Genomic DNA, 15,742 nt, shown 5'->3' with positions numbered 1-15,742 from the left:
GCGTCCATCGGTCAGGGGTGGCGCTCTCCCGAACGATTGTCATCGCCGGTGCCGGCATCGGTGGACTGACGGCCGCGCTTGCGCTCGCCGCCCGCGGATTCCGCATCGTCGTGCTGGAAAAGGCCGAACGCCTCGAGGAAGTCGGCGCCGGCCTGCAGCTCTCCCCCAACGCCAGCCGCGTGCTGGTCGAGCTCGGGCTCACCGAACGTCTCAAGCTGCGCGCCGTCGTCCCGGAGGCGCTCTCGATCATGAGCGCGCGGGCCGGCGGCGAGCTGCTGCGCATGCCGCTCGGCGAAGCCGCCTCGCTGCGGGCCGGTGCCCCCTATTGGGTGGTGCACCGCGCCGACCTGCAATCGGCGCTGGCCGGCGCCGTTGCCGATCATCCCGATATCGACCTGAAGCTGGGCGCGACCTTCGAAGGCGTCGCGCCTCATGCCAAGGGACTGACGGTGGTCCATCGCAGCGGCACGATCCGCCGCAGCGATCTCGCCAGCGCGCTGATCGGCGCCGACGGCATCTGGTCGACGGTGCGCCAGCATCTGTTTCCCGAGGTGCAGCCGCGCTTCTCCGGGCTGATCGCCTGGCGCGGCACGCTCGATGCCACGCAACTGCCAAAGGACTACACCGCGCGCCGGGTGCAGCTCTGGATGGGCCCGAACGCCCATCTGGTCGCCTATCCGATCGCGGGCGGACGCCAGATCAACGTGGTCGCGGTGCTGCCGGGCACCTGGAACAGGCCGGGCTGGAGCACGCCCGGCGATTCCCGCGAGGTGATGGACGCTTTCGCCGCCCCGCGCTGGCCGCCGTCGGCGCGGATGCTGCTCGCCCCGGTCGACAGCTGGCGGAAATGGGCGCTGTTCGGCGTGCCCGACGGCTGTCCCTGGAGCAAAGGGCCGATGGCCCTGCTCGGCGACGCCGTGCATGCGATGCTGCCTTTTGCAGCCCAGGGCGCCGGCATGGCGATCGAGGATGCTGCGGTGCTCGCCCGTCATCTGAGCCTCGAGACCGCCGAGAGCGCCGCGGGCATCGCCGCGGCGCTGAAGCAATACGGCCGTGCGCGCGAGGCGCGGGTGCGGCGGGTGCAGCGGACCGCGCGGCAACAGGGCCGCATCTATCATTTCAGCGGGCCGCTCGCGCTCGCGCGCGATCTTGCCATCCGCGCGCTCGGCCCGGACCGCATGCTGGCGCGGCAGGATTGGATCTACGGCTGGCGGCCTTGATGCGAAGCACGGCCGGCATGGCACCTCAGCGGGATGCTCTTCCCGATTTCGACGCGGGCTTGGCAGGGGCCGCGGGCGGCGTCGCCTCTGGCGGAGTTTCCCGGCACCTGTTGCGGCGCCAGGCGTCCTCGGCCAGTTGTGCCTGCCCGCGCACCGCGATGTAGTCGTTGCGATAAGCGAGCTCCGACACGACAGCGCCTCCGGCTCCGGTCTCGGCCTTTTCCATCAGCGCCCGCAAGTCGTCAGTGCGCTTGGCGAGCGCCTTGCGCTCACCCTCCAGCTGCTTGCAGTCGTACAATTCGTATTTGGCGGGATCGGCAAAGGCCGGCGCGACCGTCTCGCTCATGCTGGCGCAGCCCGACAGCGCGGCGGCGGCCGCAAGCAGCGCAAGGAGCGCGCCAAAGCCGCGCAGGGAAGAGGAAAACGAAGCAGCCATGCCGGATGAATAGTCCCCGTGGATTGAGAATGCCTAAAGCAACACCAGATGTCCGGATTGAGGCTTTGCCTTGTGCGCCCGGCTCGCTTAAGGAAGAACCGTCCCCCGGTGACGCAAAACACCAATTCCAGACGGCCGGAGATGGACTTAAGTGTTTGATCTCGTTGGATCAAGCGGGCATGGCGGAATTGGTAGACGCAAGGGACTTAAAATCCCTCGGTGCGCAAGCGCTGTGCCGGTTCGACCCCGGCTGCCCGCACCACGAGATCTGACGTTTGCACAGCCGCCGCCTCGGCGAGCGCGCCTGTAGCTCATGACGCGCACGGAGCACGCAATCGTTCGTTTACCAAGCTCCCTTTCCGCGCGCGGAGCCCGCGCGGCGCGGCTGGCCTTTACTCCACTTTAGATCGTCTTCCCCTAAAGCGAACGATGTCTGCCCCGTCGATGCAGACCCAGGGACATGCAAGGCCTGGAGCGGCTGGCTTCGATGGTGAGAGCTCCGATGGACGCGCGCGAGGATTGGTCCCGGTCCGGGATCGGGGGAACAGAAGCGGCGTCCGCACCTCGCCTCCACGGGGTCGAGGTCTACGTCTTCCTGATCGCCTTCCTCTCCGTGTTTTACCTGTCGAACGGACCGCTTCTGCTCGGCCATTATGATCTGGGTTGGCACCTCGCCGCCGGAGACCTGATCAGGCAGCGGGGCGAAGTCCCCTTGCAGGATCCGTGGGCATTCACCGTTGGCGACAAGCGATGGTACAATCTGTCCTGGCTCTGGGACGTGATGGCCAGCGCGCTGTATCAGCAGGCCGGCTTTGCCGGGATCGTCCTCATGGTCGTCGCCTGCGGCGCGGTCATCGCCGGCTACCTCACCTTCTGCGGCTTAAGCAGCGGCGCTTCGGCCCCGGCGGTTTGCATTGCGGTCTTCGCCGCGTGCCTGCTCTACCCCTGCTACGAAGCCTCGCCCAACATGTATCTGGCGGCATCGCCGAACATCGCGACGATGTTGTTCGCGGTCGTCTTTTACGGGGAATGCCTGCGGCGGCGACGATGGTTGCTGTTGCCGCCGATGATGATCGTCTGGGTCAACCTGCATGGCGGCTTCATGCTCGCCTTTCCGATTCTCGGCGTCTTCTGCGGCATCGCTTTGCTGCGGCGGGACTGGACAGACTTTCGCAATTACTGCCTGGCGGGCGTCGGGTGCTTCATCGCGATCTTCGTCAATCCGCTGGGATGGCATGTCTATGACGGCGTGACGGCGACGCTCGGTCATTTCGTCCAGGCCGATATCAGCGAATGGCGATCCTATCTTCACAACATGGAGCTGCCGGGCAGCATTCCCGGCATCGCCTATGCGCTGATATTCGTCGCCCTGGAGCTGCGAGACCGCAACGCCACGCACGTTCCGCTCGAGGCGCGCGTGCTGGCGTGGCTCTTCCTGGTTCTGGGTCTCTATCAGTTCAGATACACCGCGTTCTTCTTCATCTTCTCAAGCGTCCCGATGGCCCTGCACATCGACCGGCTGCTGCCGAAGCGCCGCAGCTTCGAGGTCCAGCGCGCGATGCTGGCGGCAGGCGTCGTCGGCATCTTGTTGCTGCCATTCACATTCATGCAGGTGAGACCGGCGCTGGCATTGCCCGACATGCTCTCGGAAGAGGATGCCCGCTATCTCGAGACGCACACCTCGCGCGGGCACCTGCTGAACCACTGGAACCTCGGCGGGCTCCTGATCTTCAGAACGCAGGGATCAGTGCCCCTCTTCGTCGACGGCCGGGCGGCGACCGCCTACCCCGACGAATTGCTGCGGGACTATCTCAAGCTGATCCGGCGGGACATCAACGCGACGACCTGGGACATGGTGATCGGCAAGTACAAGATCGACGCGGTGCTCTGGATCAGAGCACATGACCAGCTGCGGCACTTCCTGGTCGGCGAGAGGGGTTGGAAAGAGGAATATACCGGCGGGTATGTCAGCCTCTACACCCGGCAAGGGGCCGCTTCCCGGTAAGATCAGGTCTGCTGGGGCTCGCGCGGGGACCGGCTCCTCACCAATTCTTGTCCGCACCTGCTCCGCCTGCCAGCCATCCCGAAACATGGGTTGTGCAACGCAGCATGAACGATGGATAAGGTTGCTCGATTTCAGAGGTGAGCTGCTTGTCCGACGTCAATGCCGATTCCTGGGTGTCCACGGGACACCGTCCAATGGGTTTTCCGGAATTCGTCATCGTGATCGCGTCCATCATGGCGCTGAATCCGCTCGCCATGGACATGATGTTGCCGGCGCTGCCCAATATCGGGTCCGCCTTCAACATTCCCGTCGCCAACCATCTCCAGCTGGTGCTGTCGACCTTCTTGATCGGATTCGGCGCCGGCCAGTTCGTCATGGGGCCCTTGTCGGATCGCTTCGGCCGCCGGCCGGTGCTGCTCGGCGGGATGGCGGTCTACGCGGTGGCAAGTGTGCTGGCGGTCGCAGCGCCCTCGTTCGAGACGCTGCTGCTGGCGCGCGCGCTGCAGGGACTAGGCACTTCGGCGACGCGCGTGATCGCGACCTCGATCGTGCGCGACTGCTACGTCGGCCGCCGCATGGCGAGCGTGATGTCACTCGCCATGATGGTGTTCATCGCGGTGCCCGTGATCGCTCCCTCGTTCGGACAGGCGGTGCTGCTGGTGACGGCGTGGCGCGGCATCTTCGTGGTGTTGATGCTGTACGGCCTGCTCGCGCTCGCATGGTGCGTGCTGCGGCTGCCTGAAACCCTCCCCGAATCCGGACGCAGGTCGCTGGCGCCCGCCGACGTGCTCGCCGCGTTCCGCCAGACCGTGACCAATCGCCAGACCATCGGCTATGCCACGGCGGCCGGCAGCGTCATCGGCGCGCTGTTCGCCTATGTCTTCTGCGCCCAGCAGGTCTTCACCGGCATCTATCACCTCGGCCATTACTTCCCGCTCGCCTTCGCCGCGATTGCGGCCGGCACCGCCGTCGCCGGTTTCCTCAATGCGCGGCTGGTCGGGCGGCTCGGCATGCGCGTGATCTCGCACGGCGCGCTGATGCTCTACACAATCGTGGCGGGCGTGATGCTGTTGACGGAAAGCCTCGGCATGCTGCCGCTGAGCTTGTTCATGGTGCTCTCCGCCCTGATGATGTTCTCGTTCGGCATGATGGTCGCGAACTTCACCGCGCTCGCCATGGAGCCGCAGGGCCACATCGCGGGCACCGCCTCCTCGCTCTATGGCTCGATCACGACGCTGATCGGAATCGTGGTGGGCATGGCCATCGGACAGAGCTTCGACGGCACGCTATTGCCGTTCTCGGTCGGCTTCTTCCTGTCGACGCTCACTGCGCTCCCGATCGTGCTGGTGGTCGAGAAGGGTCGGCTGTTCAAGCCGCATCATCGTCCCGTCGCCTGAGGAACTTCCGGACGGCCGCAATGTTGTCCTGCAGCAATTTTGAAGGGCCGCTGCGATGGAACTGGAACACCGCGAAGATCACGCCGACGTCGAACAGCAGAGCACGGAAGGTTCCGAGCCAGGCACCGGCCAGGCCGCGTTGACAACGCCTTTTGCGAGCGAGGGCCTCGAGCAATTGCGCGACAGCCATTGCTGAGCGCGACGTCTACTCGGTCGCGCGCCGGCTGGCGCTGAAATCATCCGCAGCGCTCTTGGGGATCATCCGGATTCCCCTGGGCCGCACCATCAGCACAACCACCTCCCGCGAAAGACCGGGCCGCCCCCACAGCGTGGCCTGCACGCTGAACTCGCGCCTGACGAAATGTCCGGTCCGAGAGGACGCCAGCTCCATCCATCGGATGCAAGGCTCCTGGTCGCGGAAACACAGCGCGGCCCAGCCACGATCGAGCAATGTCTTGCGGGCCAATCCCAATACATCCTCGTGTCCGAAGCGTGGATGGTCCGGGCTGTAGAACGCGGTAGCAAAAGCCAGCGCCTCATCGCCACTCACGGTCGTCATGGGCTCGCCGGTGAACTCCCGCCACTGGCGCGTCACTTCGCTGGCCGCCTGGGCGTAGAGATTCCGGCCCTCCTCATAGCCGTGATCGTTGCGCCAGACGGCATGGATCGGGGCGGCGATCGAAACCGCCGCGAGCGCGACGCCGGCCACGGTCACGGTGAGGTTGACGGTGTAGAAGCGCTCGATCGGGTAGCTTGTGCCGCAGACCACGAGAACGGCGAACAGGAACAGCCCCTGCAACGCCCACAGCGACGGCAGATCAGTGCCCATCACAAGCGACGTCGTGACCGGCAGCACGATCGTGCCGATCGTGACGTAGAACAATAGCCGCAGGCCCGGGCTCATCGCCGCGAAGTCGGCCGGAAACTGCTTCAAGCGCGTTCCTGCGACGAGTACCCAGAGCACGGCTGACACGCTCATCGCCGCCACGAGCCCCAGCAGAAAGTATCTCACCTCCCTGAACGAGGTCGCAGCGTTTCCGCCTGCGTGCGCCAGCGCGTAGGTGAAAGTCGGCGCGCCCGTGGTCGCAAGCCAATAGATGTGAGGTGACAGGGCCGCGAGCCCGATGACGACCGAGATCCAGGGCGAAGCGGAAGTGAAATAGGCGCGCCGCGCCGGGTGCGCCAGTGCGGCAAGCGCAAAGCTGGTGACGAGAAAGATCGAATAATATTTGCCGACCATCGCCAGCGCCGTCGTGCATCCGGCCGCCGCCGCCCACAGCGGGGCGCGCGTCTCGAATGCGCGCAGGAAGCACCAGGTGGCCAGCGGCCAGGTCGCGAGCAGCACCGAATTGGCGTTGAAGCGCTGGGCATGGAATTGATAAGCCGGCGTCAGCATCAGAAGCAAGAGCACCAGGATGCGCTTGTGTCCAGTGACGAACTGCCGCGAGATCAGATCGACGAAGATCAGCGCGAGCCCCGCATTGACCATCGCCATCAATTGCAATGACCGGTCGCTGAGCGGAAAGACGGCGGTCCAGCCCGCGGCAATCCAGCCGCTCAAGGGCGGATGCTTGTGATAGCCCCAGGCGAAATGCTGCCCCAGGGTCCACGCCTCGAGCGTATCAGGGTGCAGGCCGCCGCCGGCATAGGCGATCGCCAGATAGAGCGTCCAGACCGCAACGAAACTGCCGACGAGAAGCGGAACCGCCCAGCCCGCCTCAACGCCGTCGAGCCAACGCAGGAAAGGCCGCCGCCAACGCGCCGGCGCGCGATCGGATCGTTCGGCCATAGCCTGGAATGCAAAATCGATCGGCACGGGGATCAAATGGAGAAAGGGAAACGATGCGTGAAGACGACACATCTATTTCAATATTGAAACAAATAGCAATGATTGGAAATCGGCAGGGTTAAGAGCTCCACCGGTTTCCAGCTGACGCGAAGCTGACAAATGGCAACGGCGCCGCTGATGACAGCCGCGCCGCTGGATGAAGACAGCAAAAGGTGGGAGAATCGCCTCCCCGCTTACTCCGATTTGTCGACGTTCCAAAACACCGGCGTCGCGGGGCCGTCGAGCACGCCGGTCAGCGACTTGCGCCAGGCGCTCGGCGCCTGATACTGGCCGAGCGGCATGTAGAGCACCTGATCGTAGGCCTCTTTCTGGATTTCTGTCGCGATCTTCTTTCGCTCCTCGAGCGAGGCAGCACGAACGAAGGCATCCTTGAGCTGCTCGATCCTGGCATCCTCCGCCCAGCCGAACCAGCCGCCCTTCTTGCCCTGCCCGCCGACGGCGACGTTGGTAATCGGGTTGTCCACGTCCGCGCTCACCCAATTGGTGATGAACATGTTCCAGCCGCCCTCCTTCGGGGGCTTCTGGCTGGCGCGACGGCTCACCACCGTCTGCCAGTCGGTGGCCTGCAGGTCGACCTTGAAGCCGGCTTCGCGCAGTTGCTGTGCGACGACAATGGGTTGCGCCTTCAGCGTCAGCACGTCGCCCGGCGCCATCAGCACGACAGGTGTTCCGTCGTAACCGGATTCGGCCAGCGCCTTCCTGGCCGCGGCAATGTCGCCGCCCTTGGCCAGGGTTTCACCGCCAACGTCCGTCGCGAGCGGCGTGTCGCAGATGAAGGCCGCCGCGCAGGTCTTGTAATACTTGGGATCGCCGATCAACGCATCGAGCACGTCCTTCTGCTTGATCGCAAGAAACGCCGCGCGGCGAACCTTGACGTTGTCGAAGGGCGCGTGAAGGAAGTTCATCCGTGCGCCCGTCTGGAATCCGAACTTGTTGAGAATTTCGAGCTTGAGCCCCTTGTCGGCTTCGATGGTGGGCAACATCTCGATGGCGGGATTTTCCATGAAATCGATGTCGCCCGACTGAAGCGCGTTCAACGCCGTCTGCGCGTCCGGCATCGTAATCCATTCGACGCGGTCGACCTTCGCCACCTTGCCGCCCGCCGTCCAGCTCGCCGGCTCCTTGCGCGGCACGTAATCGGTGTTCTTGACATAGATCGCCTTCACGCCCGGCTGGAATTCAGCCTGCACGAATTTGAAGGGACCGGAGCCGATCTGCTCGGGAATCTGCTTGTCCACCGGCGTGTCGGCAAGACGCTTCGGCATCATGAAAGCGACCCGCGAGGACGGCTTTCCGATCGATTCCAGCACGAGCGCGTAAGGCTCCTTCAGCTTCAGTGTGATGGTCTTGGGATCGGTCGCTTCGATGCTCGCGGTGAACAGCATCATCTGCTGTCCCATGCCATCGACCACGGCCCAGCGCTTCAGGGAGGCAACACAATCTTCCGCCGTGACCGGCGTCCCATCGTGCCACTTCAGGCCGTCGCGCAGCGTGAAGGTATAGGTCAGCTTGTCGTCGGAGATATTCCAATCCGCCATCTGCGGCTGGATCTTGAAGTTGGAATCGGTCGCGATCAGCGTGTCGTAGACCATGTAGCCATGGTCACGCGAGATATAGGCACTGGTGAAGATCGGATCGAGGATACGCAGATCCGAATGCATCACAGCGGTAATGGTCTTGCCTGCGGCAAGCACTGGCGAGGCCAGTGCCGAAAGGGCCGCGATCGACAGCGCAAGTTTGGAGGCGAACGACAGACGCCCCCGACGCATGAGTTGGAACATCGACGTTCTCCTGGCGAGCGGCTGGCGCACGACGCCGCTGATGAAAGCGGCGCCGCGTAACGTTCGGCGTGAAAGGCGCGCGAGGCGCCTTCCTTGTTCGACTTGGCCTTACTCCGACTTGTCGACGTTCCAGAACAGCGGCGTCGCCGGGCCATCGAGCACGCCGGTCAGGGATTTGCGCCAGCCGCTCGGCAGCAGGTACTGCCCGAGCGGGATGTAGATAACCTGCTCGTAGGCTTCCTTCTGGATGTCGGCCGCGATCTTCTTCTGCTCGTCGATCGAAGGCGCGCGGACGAAGGCGTCCTTGAGCTGCTCGATCTTGGCGTCTTCCGCCCAGCCGAACCAGCCGCCCTTCTTGCCCTGGCCGCCGATCGAGAGATTGGCGATCGGGTTGGAGACGTCGGCCGCGACCCAGTTGGTGAAGAACATGTTCCAGCCGCCCTCCTTAGGCGGCTTCTGGCTGGCGCGACGGCTCACCACCGTCTGCCAATCGGTCGCCTGCAGGTCGACCTTGAAGCCGGCCTCGCGCAGCAACTGGGCGGCGACGATCGGCTGGGCCTTCAGGGTCGTGACGTCGCCGGGGGCCATGACCACGACCGGCGTACCGTCATAGCCGGACTCGGCGAGGGCCTTCTTGGCTTCCGCCATGCCGTTGCCCTTGATGAGGGTCTCGGCGCCGACGTCGGTTGCGAACGGGGTGTCGCACACGAAGAAGGCACCACAGATCTTCTGGTACTTGGCATTGCCGACCAGCGCGTCGAGAACGTCCTTCTGGTTCATGGCCAAGAGAGCGGCACGTCGCACCTTCACGTTATCGAACGGCGGATAGAGGAAGTTCATGCGGCCGAGCGTCTGAAAGCCGAACTTGTTGGAGACCTCGATCGTGATCTCCTTGTTCGCTTCCAGCACCGGCAGCATGTCGTACGGCAGGTTCTCCATGAAATCGATGTCGCCCGACTGCAGCGCGTTCACCGCGGTCTGCGAGTCCGGCATCGTGATCCATTCGACGCGGTCGACCTTCGCCACCTTGCCGCCGGAGGTCCAGCTCGCCGGCTCCTTGCGCGGCACGTAGTCGGTGTTCTTGACGTAGACCGCCTTCACCCCGGGCTGGAATTCCGAGGCCACGAACTTGAAGGGACCCGAGCCGATCTGCTCGGGGATCTGCTTGTCCGGCGGCGTCTCGGCGAGGCGCTTCGGCATCATGAAGGCGACGCGCGAGGACGGCTTGCCGATGGAATCGAGCACGAGTCCGTAGGGCTCCTTCAGCTTCAACGTGATGGTCTTGGCATCGGTCGCCTCGATGCTCGCGGTGAAGTCCATCAGCTTCTGGCCCATGCCGTCGACCGCGGCCCAGCGCTTCAGCGAAGCGACGCAGTCTTCCGCCGTCACCGGTGCGCCGTCATGCCACTTCAGGCCGTCGCGCAGTGTGAAGGTGTAGGTGAGCTTGTCGTCGGAGATCTTCCAATCCGCCATCTGCGGCTGGATCTTGAAGCTCGAATCGGGGGCCACCAGCGTGTCGTAGACCATGTAGCCGTGGTCACGCGTGATGTAGGCCGTGGTGAAGATCGGATCGATGATGCGCAGATCGGAATGCATCACCGCCGTGATGGTCTTGCCGGCCGCGAGCACCGGCGAGGCGAACGCCGTCGAAAGCGCGACGACAGACAGCGCAAGTTTGGAGGCAAGCGCGCGAGGCCCCCGGCGCATGAAGTGCAACATAAAAAGTTTCTCCTGACGTGAAACTGTTCAAAGGCGGCTTATTGATTAAGCATGCGGTTCGTTCCTTGGGCGAACTAACCTCATGCAATGCCTTTATCTTTCGAGACTTGCAGACAGTGCCGAGCGCGTCAATCCGGTTTCGCTGCAGGCCCTGGCGGCGCGGGCAAGGGCTCCACAAGGATCGGTTTGGCTCTACAACACTCTCCACTCGTCTCGCGCTGCGGCGATGCAATGCGCGTTCCATCTTTCGAAGCTTGAGAGACATTAGGATGAATCCAGCCAATCTTCCCTTCGATTCCGAGGCCATGCTCGAAGGCCTGCGCACCTGGGTGGAATGCGAGAGCCCGACCTGGGATGCCGATGCCGTTAACCGCATGCTCGATATCGCAGCGCGGGATATGGCGATCATGGGTGCGACGATCGAGCGCATCGCGGGCCGGCAGGGCTTTGGCAGCGTGATCCGCGCGCGCTTTGCGCATCCGAAACAGGGTGAGCCCGGCATCCTGATCGCCGGCCACATGGATACCGTCCACCCGGTCGGCACCATCGAGAAGCTGAAATGGCGGCGCGAAGGCAACAAGTGCTACGGCCCCGGCATCTACGACATGAAGGGCGGCAACTACCTCTCGCTGGAAGCGATCCGGCAGCTGGCGCGCGCATCCTTCACCACACCGCTGCCGATCACCGTGCTGTTCACGCCGGACGAGGAAGTCGGCACGCCCTCGACGCGCGACATCATCGAGGCGGAAGCCGCGCGCAACAAATATGTGCTGGTGCCCGAGCCCGGCCGCGCCGACAACGGCGTCACCACCGGACGTTACGCCATCGCACGGTTCAATCTCGAGGCGACGGGCCGGCCGAGTCATGCCGGCGCGACGTTGTCGGCGGGACGCTCGGCAATCCGAGAGATGGCGCGGCAGATCCTTAGCATCGACGCGATGACGACGGAGGACTGCACCTTCTCGGTCGGCGTCGTGCATGGCGGGCAATGGGTCAATTGCGTTGCCACGACCGCCACCGGCGAAGCACTCTCCATGGCCAAGCGGCAGGCCGATCTCGACCGCGGGGTCGAGCGGATGCTGGCGCTGTCAGGCACGACCAACGACGTCGCCTTCAAGGTGACGCGCGGCGTGACACGGCCGGTGTGGGAGCCGGATGCCGGCACGATGGCGCTGTACGAAAAGGCGCGCGGCATCGCCAAATCTCTCGGCGCGGAATTGCCGCACGCGAGCTCCGGCGGCGGCTCCGACGGCAACTTCACCGGTGCGATGGGCATCCCGACGCTCGACGGCCTGGGCGTGCGCGGCGGCAATGGCCACACGCTGGAGGAGTATATCGAAGTCGAGAGTCTCGTTGAGCGCGGTCGCTTGATGGCGGGACTGCTGGCGACGCTGGAGTGATGGCGCGGCTATTCCGTAGCTATTTCCGTAGGGTGGGCAAACGCGCGTAGCGCCGTGCCCGCCATTCTGCCAAATGGAGGAAGGGTGGGCACGCTGCGCTTTGCCCACCCTACGAGCTTAGCCGCACTGCAAAAACTGTGTCCCGGATGGCACGGGAATTGCTGAAATGTTAGGCTGATGGCAGAACAGACCATCGCTGCCGCCGATTGACTCTAATCAGACGGATCCAACTTGCTCGGATATCTCCTTCGCCGAATTTTCGCCGCCGTGCCCGTGATGGGCGTCGTCGCGCTGTTCGTCTTCCTCCTGCTCCGCCTCACCCCGGGCGATCCCGCCGCAATTCTCGCCGGCGACAATGCGACGCCCGAGCGACTGGAGCGCATCCGCACCTCGCTCGGCCTCAACGAGCCCCTGATCGTGCAGTTCATCACCTGGGTGAACAAGCTGCTGCATGGCGATCTCGGGACCTCGCTGATCTCCAATCTGCCTGTCATGAAGATGATCGGCCAGCGGGTCGAGCCGTCGATCTCGATCGCGCTGTCGACCATCATCCTCGCCGTGATCGTCGCGGTTCCCTTGGGCGTGATCGCGGCGTGGAAGCATGGCACCTGGATCGACCGTTTCGTGATGGGGCTGTCGGTGCTCGGCTTTTCGGTGCCGGTGTTCGTGGTCGGCTACATCCTGATCCAGATCTTCGCGATCGACCTGCGCTGGGTTCCGGTGCAGGGATTCAAGAGCATCAGCGCCGGCTTCGGACCGTTCTTCGAGCGCATGATCCTGCCGACCTGCGCACTCTCCTTCATCTACATCGCGCTGATCGCGCGTATGACGCGCGCGGCGATGCTCGACGTGCTCGGCGAGGACTACGTGCGCACCGCGCGGGCCAAGGGCATCAACGAGGTCGCCGTGATGATGCGCCACGCGCTGCGCAACGCCGCCGTGCCCGTGATCACCGTGATCGGCACCGGCTTTGCGCTTCTGATCTCGGGCGTCGTCGTCACCGAGAGCGTGTTCAATATTCCCGGCATCGGCCGCCTCACCGTGGACGCGGTGCTGGCACGCGACTATCCGGTGATCCAGGCGATGATCCTGCTGACGTCGCTGATCTATGTCGTCGTCAATCTTCTCATCGACGTCGCCTACACCCTGCTCGATCCCCGGATCCGGTACTGAGGCAAGGATAAGGACAAACATGTCGGTCGATACCCTTCCCCAGTCGTCCATTCCGATCACGTCGCCACTGCGGCCGCGTTTCGGTTTCCTCACCTCGACGCCGATCATCGCCACGGCGACGGTCCTGCTGGCGCTGATCGTGCTGATCTCGATACTCGCGCCGTTGATCGCGCCGCATGATCCGATCCAGCTCGCGCCGTCGCAACGGCTCAAGCCGTCGTCCGCGCAATTCCTGCTCGGCACCGATGCCTATGGCCGTGACCTGGCGTCGCGCGTCCTCTATGGCGGCCGCATCTCGCTGCTGATCGGCATTGGTTCGGCCATCCTGTCCATCGTCATCGGGCTCGCGATCGGCCTCGTCTCCGGCTTCTTCAAGCTGATCGATGCCGTGCTGATGCGCGTCATGGACGGCCTGATGGCGATGCCGAGCATCCTGCTCGCGATCGCCGTGGTGTCGCTGTCCGGTGCCAGCCTCTGGACCGTGCTGATCGCGATCACCATCCCCGAGATTCCGCGCGTGGCGCGCCTGGTGCGCTCCGTCGTGCTGTCGGCGCGCGAGGAGCCTTACGTCGAGGCGGCGATCTCGGTCGGCTCGTCCCTGCCGAAGATCATGTGGCGGCATCTGATGCCGAACACGATCGCGCCGCTGATCGTCCAGGGCACCTATGTCTGCGCCTCCGCAATCCTGACCGAAGCGATCCTCTCCTTCCTCGGTGCCGGCATCTCGCCGGAAACGCCGACCTGGGGCAACATCATGGCCGAGGGCCGCCAGTACTTTCAGATCAAGCCGTCGCTGATCTTCTGGCCCGGCCTCCTGCTCTCGATCGCCATCCTCAGCATCAACCTGATCGGCGACGCCGCCCGCGACGCACTCGATCCGCGCATGAAGCAGCGGGAGGGGAAGTGATCTGGTTTGCCGACCCGTCCCCTTGTTCCGTCATTGCGAGCGAAGCGAAGCAATCCAGTCTGCCTCCGCGGACAGATTTCTGGATTGCTTCGTCGCCAGCGCAAAATTGCTTTGCAATTTTGTCGCGGGCTCCTCGCAATGACGACGGAGTAACCTCATGACCAACACCATCCTCGACATCAACAATCTCGTCGTCTCCGTCGGCAAGAAGCCGGGCGGGCACAAGATCATCGACGGCATCTCGATCCAGGTGCGCGAGCGCGAGACGCTGTGTCTCGTTGGCGAAAGCGGCTCGGGCAAGTCGGTAACCTCGCTCACCACGATGGGCCTCCTGCCGAAGGGCACGCTGGTTCCCACCGCCGGCAGCATCAAGCTGGTCGGCGAGGAGCTGCTCACCGCCACCGACCGGCGGCTGCGCCAGCTGCGCGCCACGCAGATGGCGATGATCTTCCAGGAGCCGATGACCGCGCTCAATCCGGTGGTGCCGGTCGGCCGCCAGATCGACGAGGTGCTGCGCACGCACACCAACCTCGACGCAAGAGCGCGCAAGAAGCGCATTCTCGACATGATGGAGCAGGTCCATCTGCCCCAGGTCGAGCGCATCTTCGCCTCCTATCCGCACCGGCTCTCCGGCGGCCAGCGCCAGCGCATCATGATCGCGATGGCGCTGGTGCTGGAGCCGAAGCTGCTCATTGCCGACGAGCCGACCACCGCGCTCGACGTCACCACACAGAAGCAAATCCTGAGCCTGATCCGCGAGCTGCAGCGCGATCACGGCACCGCCGTGCTGTTCATCACCCACGACATGGGCGTGGTCGCCGAGATCGCCGACCGCGTTGCAGTGATGCGGCAGGGCCGGCTGGTCGAGACCGGCCCGCTCGACGCCGTGCTGCGCAATCCCACCATGGAGTACACCCGTAACCTGCTGGCGTCGGTGCCGAGCCTGGTGCCGCGGCCGCCGCGCGAGGAGAGCCGCGAGCCGATCGTACTGGAAGCCAACGAGCTCAGCAAAGTCTACAAGGAACGCGCCTTCTTCGGCAAAGGCCGCGAGGTCGTTGCCGCCGACAAGGTGACGCTGACACTGCGCAAGGGTCGCACGCTCGGCATCGTCGGCGAAAGCGGCTCGGGCAAGTCGACGGTGGCGCGCTGCATCGTGCGCCTGATCGACCCGACCTCCGGCGGCGTGCGGCTTGCCGGCCGCGAGATCGCCGACATCTCGCGCCGCTTGCTGCAGCCGCACCGGCAAAAGATCCAGATCGTGTTCCAGGATCCCTACCGCTCGCTCAACCCGCGCGTCACCGTCGGCGAGAGCATCGCCGAAGGCCCGATCAATTACGGCGTCGCGCACCCTGAGGCGATGAAACGCGCCCGCGAGCTGCTCGAGCTGGTCGGCCTGCCCGCCGATGCGGTGTCGCGCTATCCGCACCAGTTCTCCGGCGGCCAGCGCCAGCGCATCGCCATTGCGCGCGCGCTCGCGCTCGATCCGGACGTGCTGGTCGCGGACGAAGCGGTCTCCGCGCTCGACGTCTCGGTGCAGGCGCAGGTGCTGGAGCTGCTCGACGAGATCCAGACTAGGCTCGGCATCGCCATCCTGTTCATCACCCACGATTTGCGCGTCGCGGCACAGATCTGCGACGAGGTCGTGGTGATGCAGCACGGCCGCGTCGTCGAACAGGGTCCCGCCGCCGAGGTGCTGACGCATCCGAAGCAGGCCTACACCAAGGCGCTGCTCGATGCGGCTCCGGGGCGCGACTGGGACTTTGCGAACTTCCGGCCGGTGGCCGAAGACGTGGGGGCGACGCTGTAGCAGCACTTTCAGTGTCGTCCCTGCGAAAGCAGGGACCCATACCGCGGA

Annotated in this window: 12 protein-coding genes and 1 tRNA gene; 8 read left to right on the top strand and 5 right to left on the bottom strand. The window is 64.6% G+C overall.

The genetic code is table 11. The features are described from left to right. Positions 1–17: 17 nt before the first annotated feature. Positions 18–1,220, top strand: a complete 1,203-nt coding sequence (locus UNPA324_RS22785; protein ID WP_128920933.1) for an FAD-dependent monooxygenase — start codon at positions 18–20, stop codon at positions 1,218–1,220. Positions 1,221–1,245: 25 nt separating this feature from the next. Here UNPA324_RS22785 and UNPA324_RS22780 read toward each other — a convergent pair whose 3' ends face one another. Then, positions 1,246–1,656 (bottom strand): twin-arginine translocation pathway signal, encoded by a 411-nt coding sequence (locus tag UNPA324_RS22780; protein WP_128920932.1) that lies wholly within the window; start codon positions 1,654–1,656, stop codon positions 1,246–1,248. Positions 1,657–1,829: 173 nt separating this feature from the next. On the opposite strand from UNPA324_RS22780, the gene UNPA324_RS22775 reads away from it, so the two are divergent. The 3 genes from UNPA324_RS22775 (at position 1,830) to UNPA324_RS22765 (ending at position 5,058) form a co-directional block, all read left to right on the top strand. Then, positions 1,830–1,918, top strand: a tRNA-Leu gene (locus UNPA324_RS22775). Between the two features lie 240 nt (positions 1,919–2,158). Further along, positions 2,159–3,661: a hypothetical protein gene (locus UNPA324_RS22770; protein WP_128920982.1), complete on the top strand. Its 1,503-nt coding sequence runs from the start codon at positions 2,159–2,161 to the stop codon at positions 3,659–3,661. 146 nt (positions 3,662–3,807) lie between these two features. Next, a complete protein-coding gene (locus tag UNPA324_RS22765) occupies positions 3,808–5,058 on the top strand; it encodes a multidrug effflux MFS transporter (RefSeq protein WP_128920931.1) in 1,251 nt (416 codons plus the stop codon). Here the strand turns inward: UNPA324_RS22765 and UNPA324_RS35255 are convergent. The 4 genes from UNPA324_RS35255 to UNPA324_RS22750 form a co-directional block, all read right to left on the bottom strand. Next, complete coding sequence (locus UNPA324_RS35255; protein ID WP_164936446.1) at positions 5,030–5,248, bottom strand: hypothetical protein; 219 nt, start codon at positions 5,246–5,248, stop codon at positions 5,030–5,032. The genes UNPA324_RS22765 and UNPA324_RS35255 overlap by 29 nt on opposite strands. A gap of 15 nt (positions 5,249–5,263) precedes the next feature. Continuing rightward, positions 5,264–6,847: a glycosyltransferase family 39 protein gene (locus UNPA324_RS22760; RefSeq protein WP_349630216.1), complete on the bottom strand. Its 1,584-nt coding sequence runs from the start codon at positions 6,845–6,847 to the stop codon at positions 5,264–5,266. Between the two features lie 233 nt (positions 6,848–7,080). Beyond that, positions 7,081–8,688: an ABC transporter substrate-binding protein gene (locus UNPA324_RS22755; RefSeq protein ID WP_141936023.1), complete on the bottom strand. Its 1,608-nt coding sequence runs from the start codon at positions 8,686–8,688 to the stop codon at positions 7,081–7,083. A gap of 108 nt (positions 8,689–8,796) precedes the next feature. Then, positions 8,797–10,407 (bottom strand): ABC transporter substrate-binding protein, encoded by a 1,611-nt coding sequence (locus tag UNPA324_RS22750; protein WP_128920928.1) that lies wholly within the window; start codon positions 10,405–10,407, stop codon positions 8,797–8,799. Positions 10,408–10,676: 269 nt separating this feature from the next. Between UNPA324_RS22750 and UNPA324_RS22745 the strand changes: the two genes are divergently transcribed. The 4 genes from UNPA324_RS22745 to UNPA324_RS22730 all read left to right on the top strand — a co-directional run bounded on the left by UNPA324_RS22745 (position 10,677) and on the right by UNPA324_RS22730 (position 15,694). Then, positions 10,677–11,807, top strand: coding sequence for a M20/M25/M40 family metallo-hydrolase (locus UNPA324_RS22745; RefSeq protein ID WP_128920927.1), 1,131 nt, complete (start codon positions 10,677–10,679; stop codon positions 11,805–11,807). Between the two features lie 231 nt (positions 11,808–12,038). Then, a complete protein-coding gene (locus UNPA324_RS22740; protein WP_164936445.1) occupies positions 12,039–12,980 on the top strand; it encodes an ABC transporter permease in 942 nt (313 codons plus the stop codon). A 19-nt stretch (positions 12,981–12,999) separates the two neighbouring features. After that, positions 13,000–13,887 carry an ABC transporter permease gene (locus UNPA324_RS22735; RefSeq protein WP_128920926.1) on the top strand — a complete coding sequence of 296 codons (888 nt, stop codon included), beginning with the start codon at positions 13,000–13,002 and terminating at the stop codon, positions 13,885–13,887. 157 nt (positions 13,888–14,044) lie between these two features. Beyond that, positions 14,045–15,694, top strand: coding sequence for an ABC transporter ATP-binding protein (locus tag UNPA324_RS22730; RefSeq protein WP_128920925.1), 1,650 nt, complete (start codon positions 14,045–14,047; stop codon positions 15,692–15,694). Positions 15,695–15,742: the final 48 nt, after the last annotated feature.

Source organism: Bradyrhizobium sp. UNPA324 (assembly GCF_006658635.1).
In the GTDB taxonomy this organism is placed as follows: domain Bacteria; phylum Pseudomonadota; class Alphaproteobacteria; order Rhizobiales; family Xanthobacteraceae; genus Bradyrhizobium; species Bradyrhizobium nanningense.
This window is presented reverse-complemented; position numbering and strand designations above follow the sequence as displayed.

Bases quoted from the DNA above. Each gene is read 5' to 3' on its own strand.
- UNPA324_RS22780 (WP_128920932.1), bottom strand. From the start codon at position 1,656: ATGGCTGCTTCGTTTTCCTCTTCCCTGCGCGGCTTTGGCGCGCTCCTT.
- UNPA324_RS22730 (WP_128920925.1), top strand. From the start codon at position 14,045: ATGACCAACACCATCCTCGACATCAACAATCTCGTCGTCTCCGTCGGC.
- UNPA324_RS22755 (WP_141936023.1), bottom strand. From the start codon at position 8,688: ATGTTCCAACTCATGCGTCGGGGGCGTCTGTCGTTCGCCTCCAAACTT.
- UNPA324_RS35255 (WP_164936446.1), bottom strand. From the start codon at position 5,248: ATGGCTGTCGCGCAATTGCTCGAGGCCCTCGCTCGCAAAAGGCGTTGT.
- UNPA324_RS22735 (WP_128920926.1), top strand. From the start codon at position 13,000: ATGTCGGTCGATACCCTTCCCCAGTCGTCCATTCCGATCACGTCGCCA.
- UNPA324_RS22745 (WP_128920927.1), top strand. From the start codon at position 10,677: ATGAATCCAGCCAATCTTCCCTTCGATTCCGAGGCCATGCTCGAAGGC.
- UNPA324_RS22750 (WP_128920928.1), bottom strand. From the start codon at position 10,407: ATGTTGCACTTCATGCGCCGGGGGCCTCGCGCGCTTGCCTCCAAACTT.
- UNPA324_RS22770 (WP_128920982.1), top strand. From the start codon at position 2,159: ATGGACGCGCGCGAGGATTGGTCCCGGTCCGGGATCGGGGGAACAGAA.
- UNPA324_RS22760 (WP_349630216.1), bottom strand. From the start codon at position 6,847: ATGGCCGAACGATCCGATCGCGCGCCGGCGCGTTGGCGGCGGCCTTTC.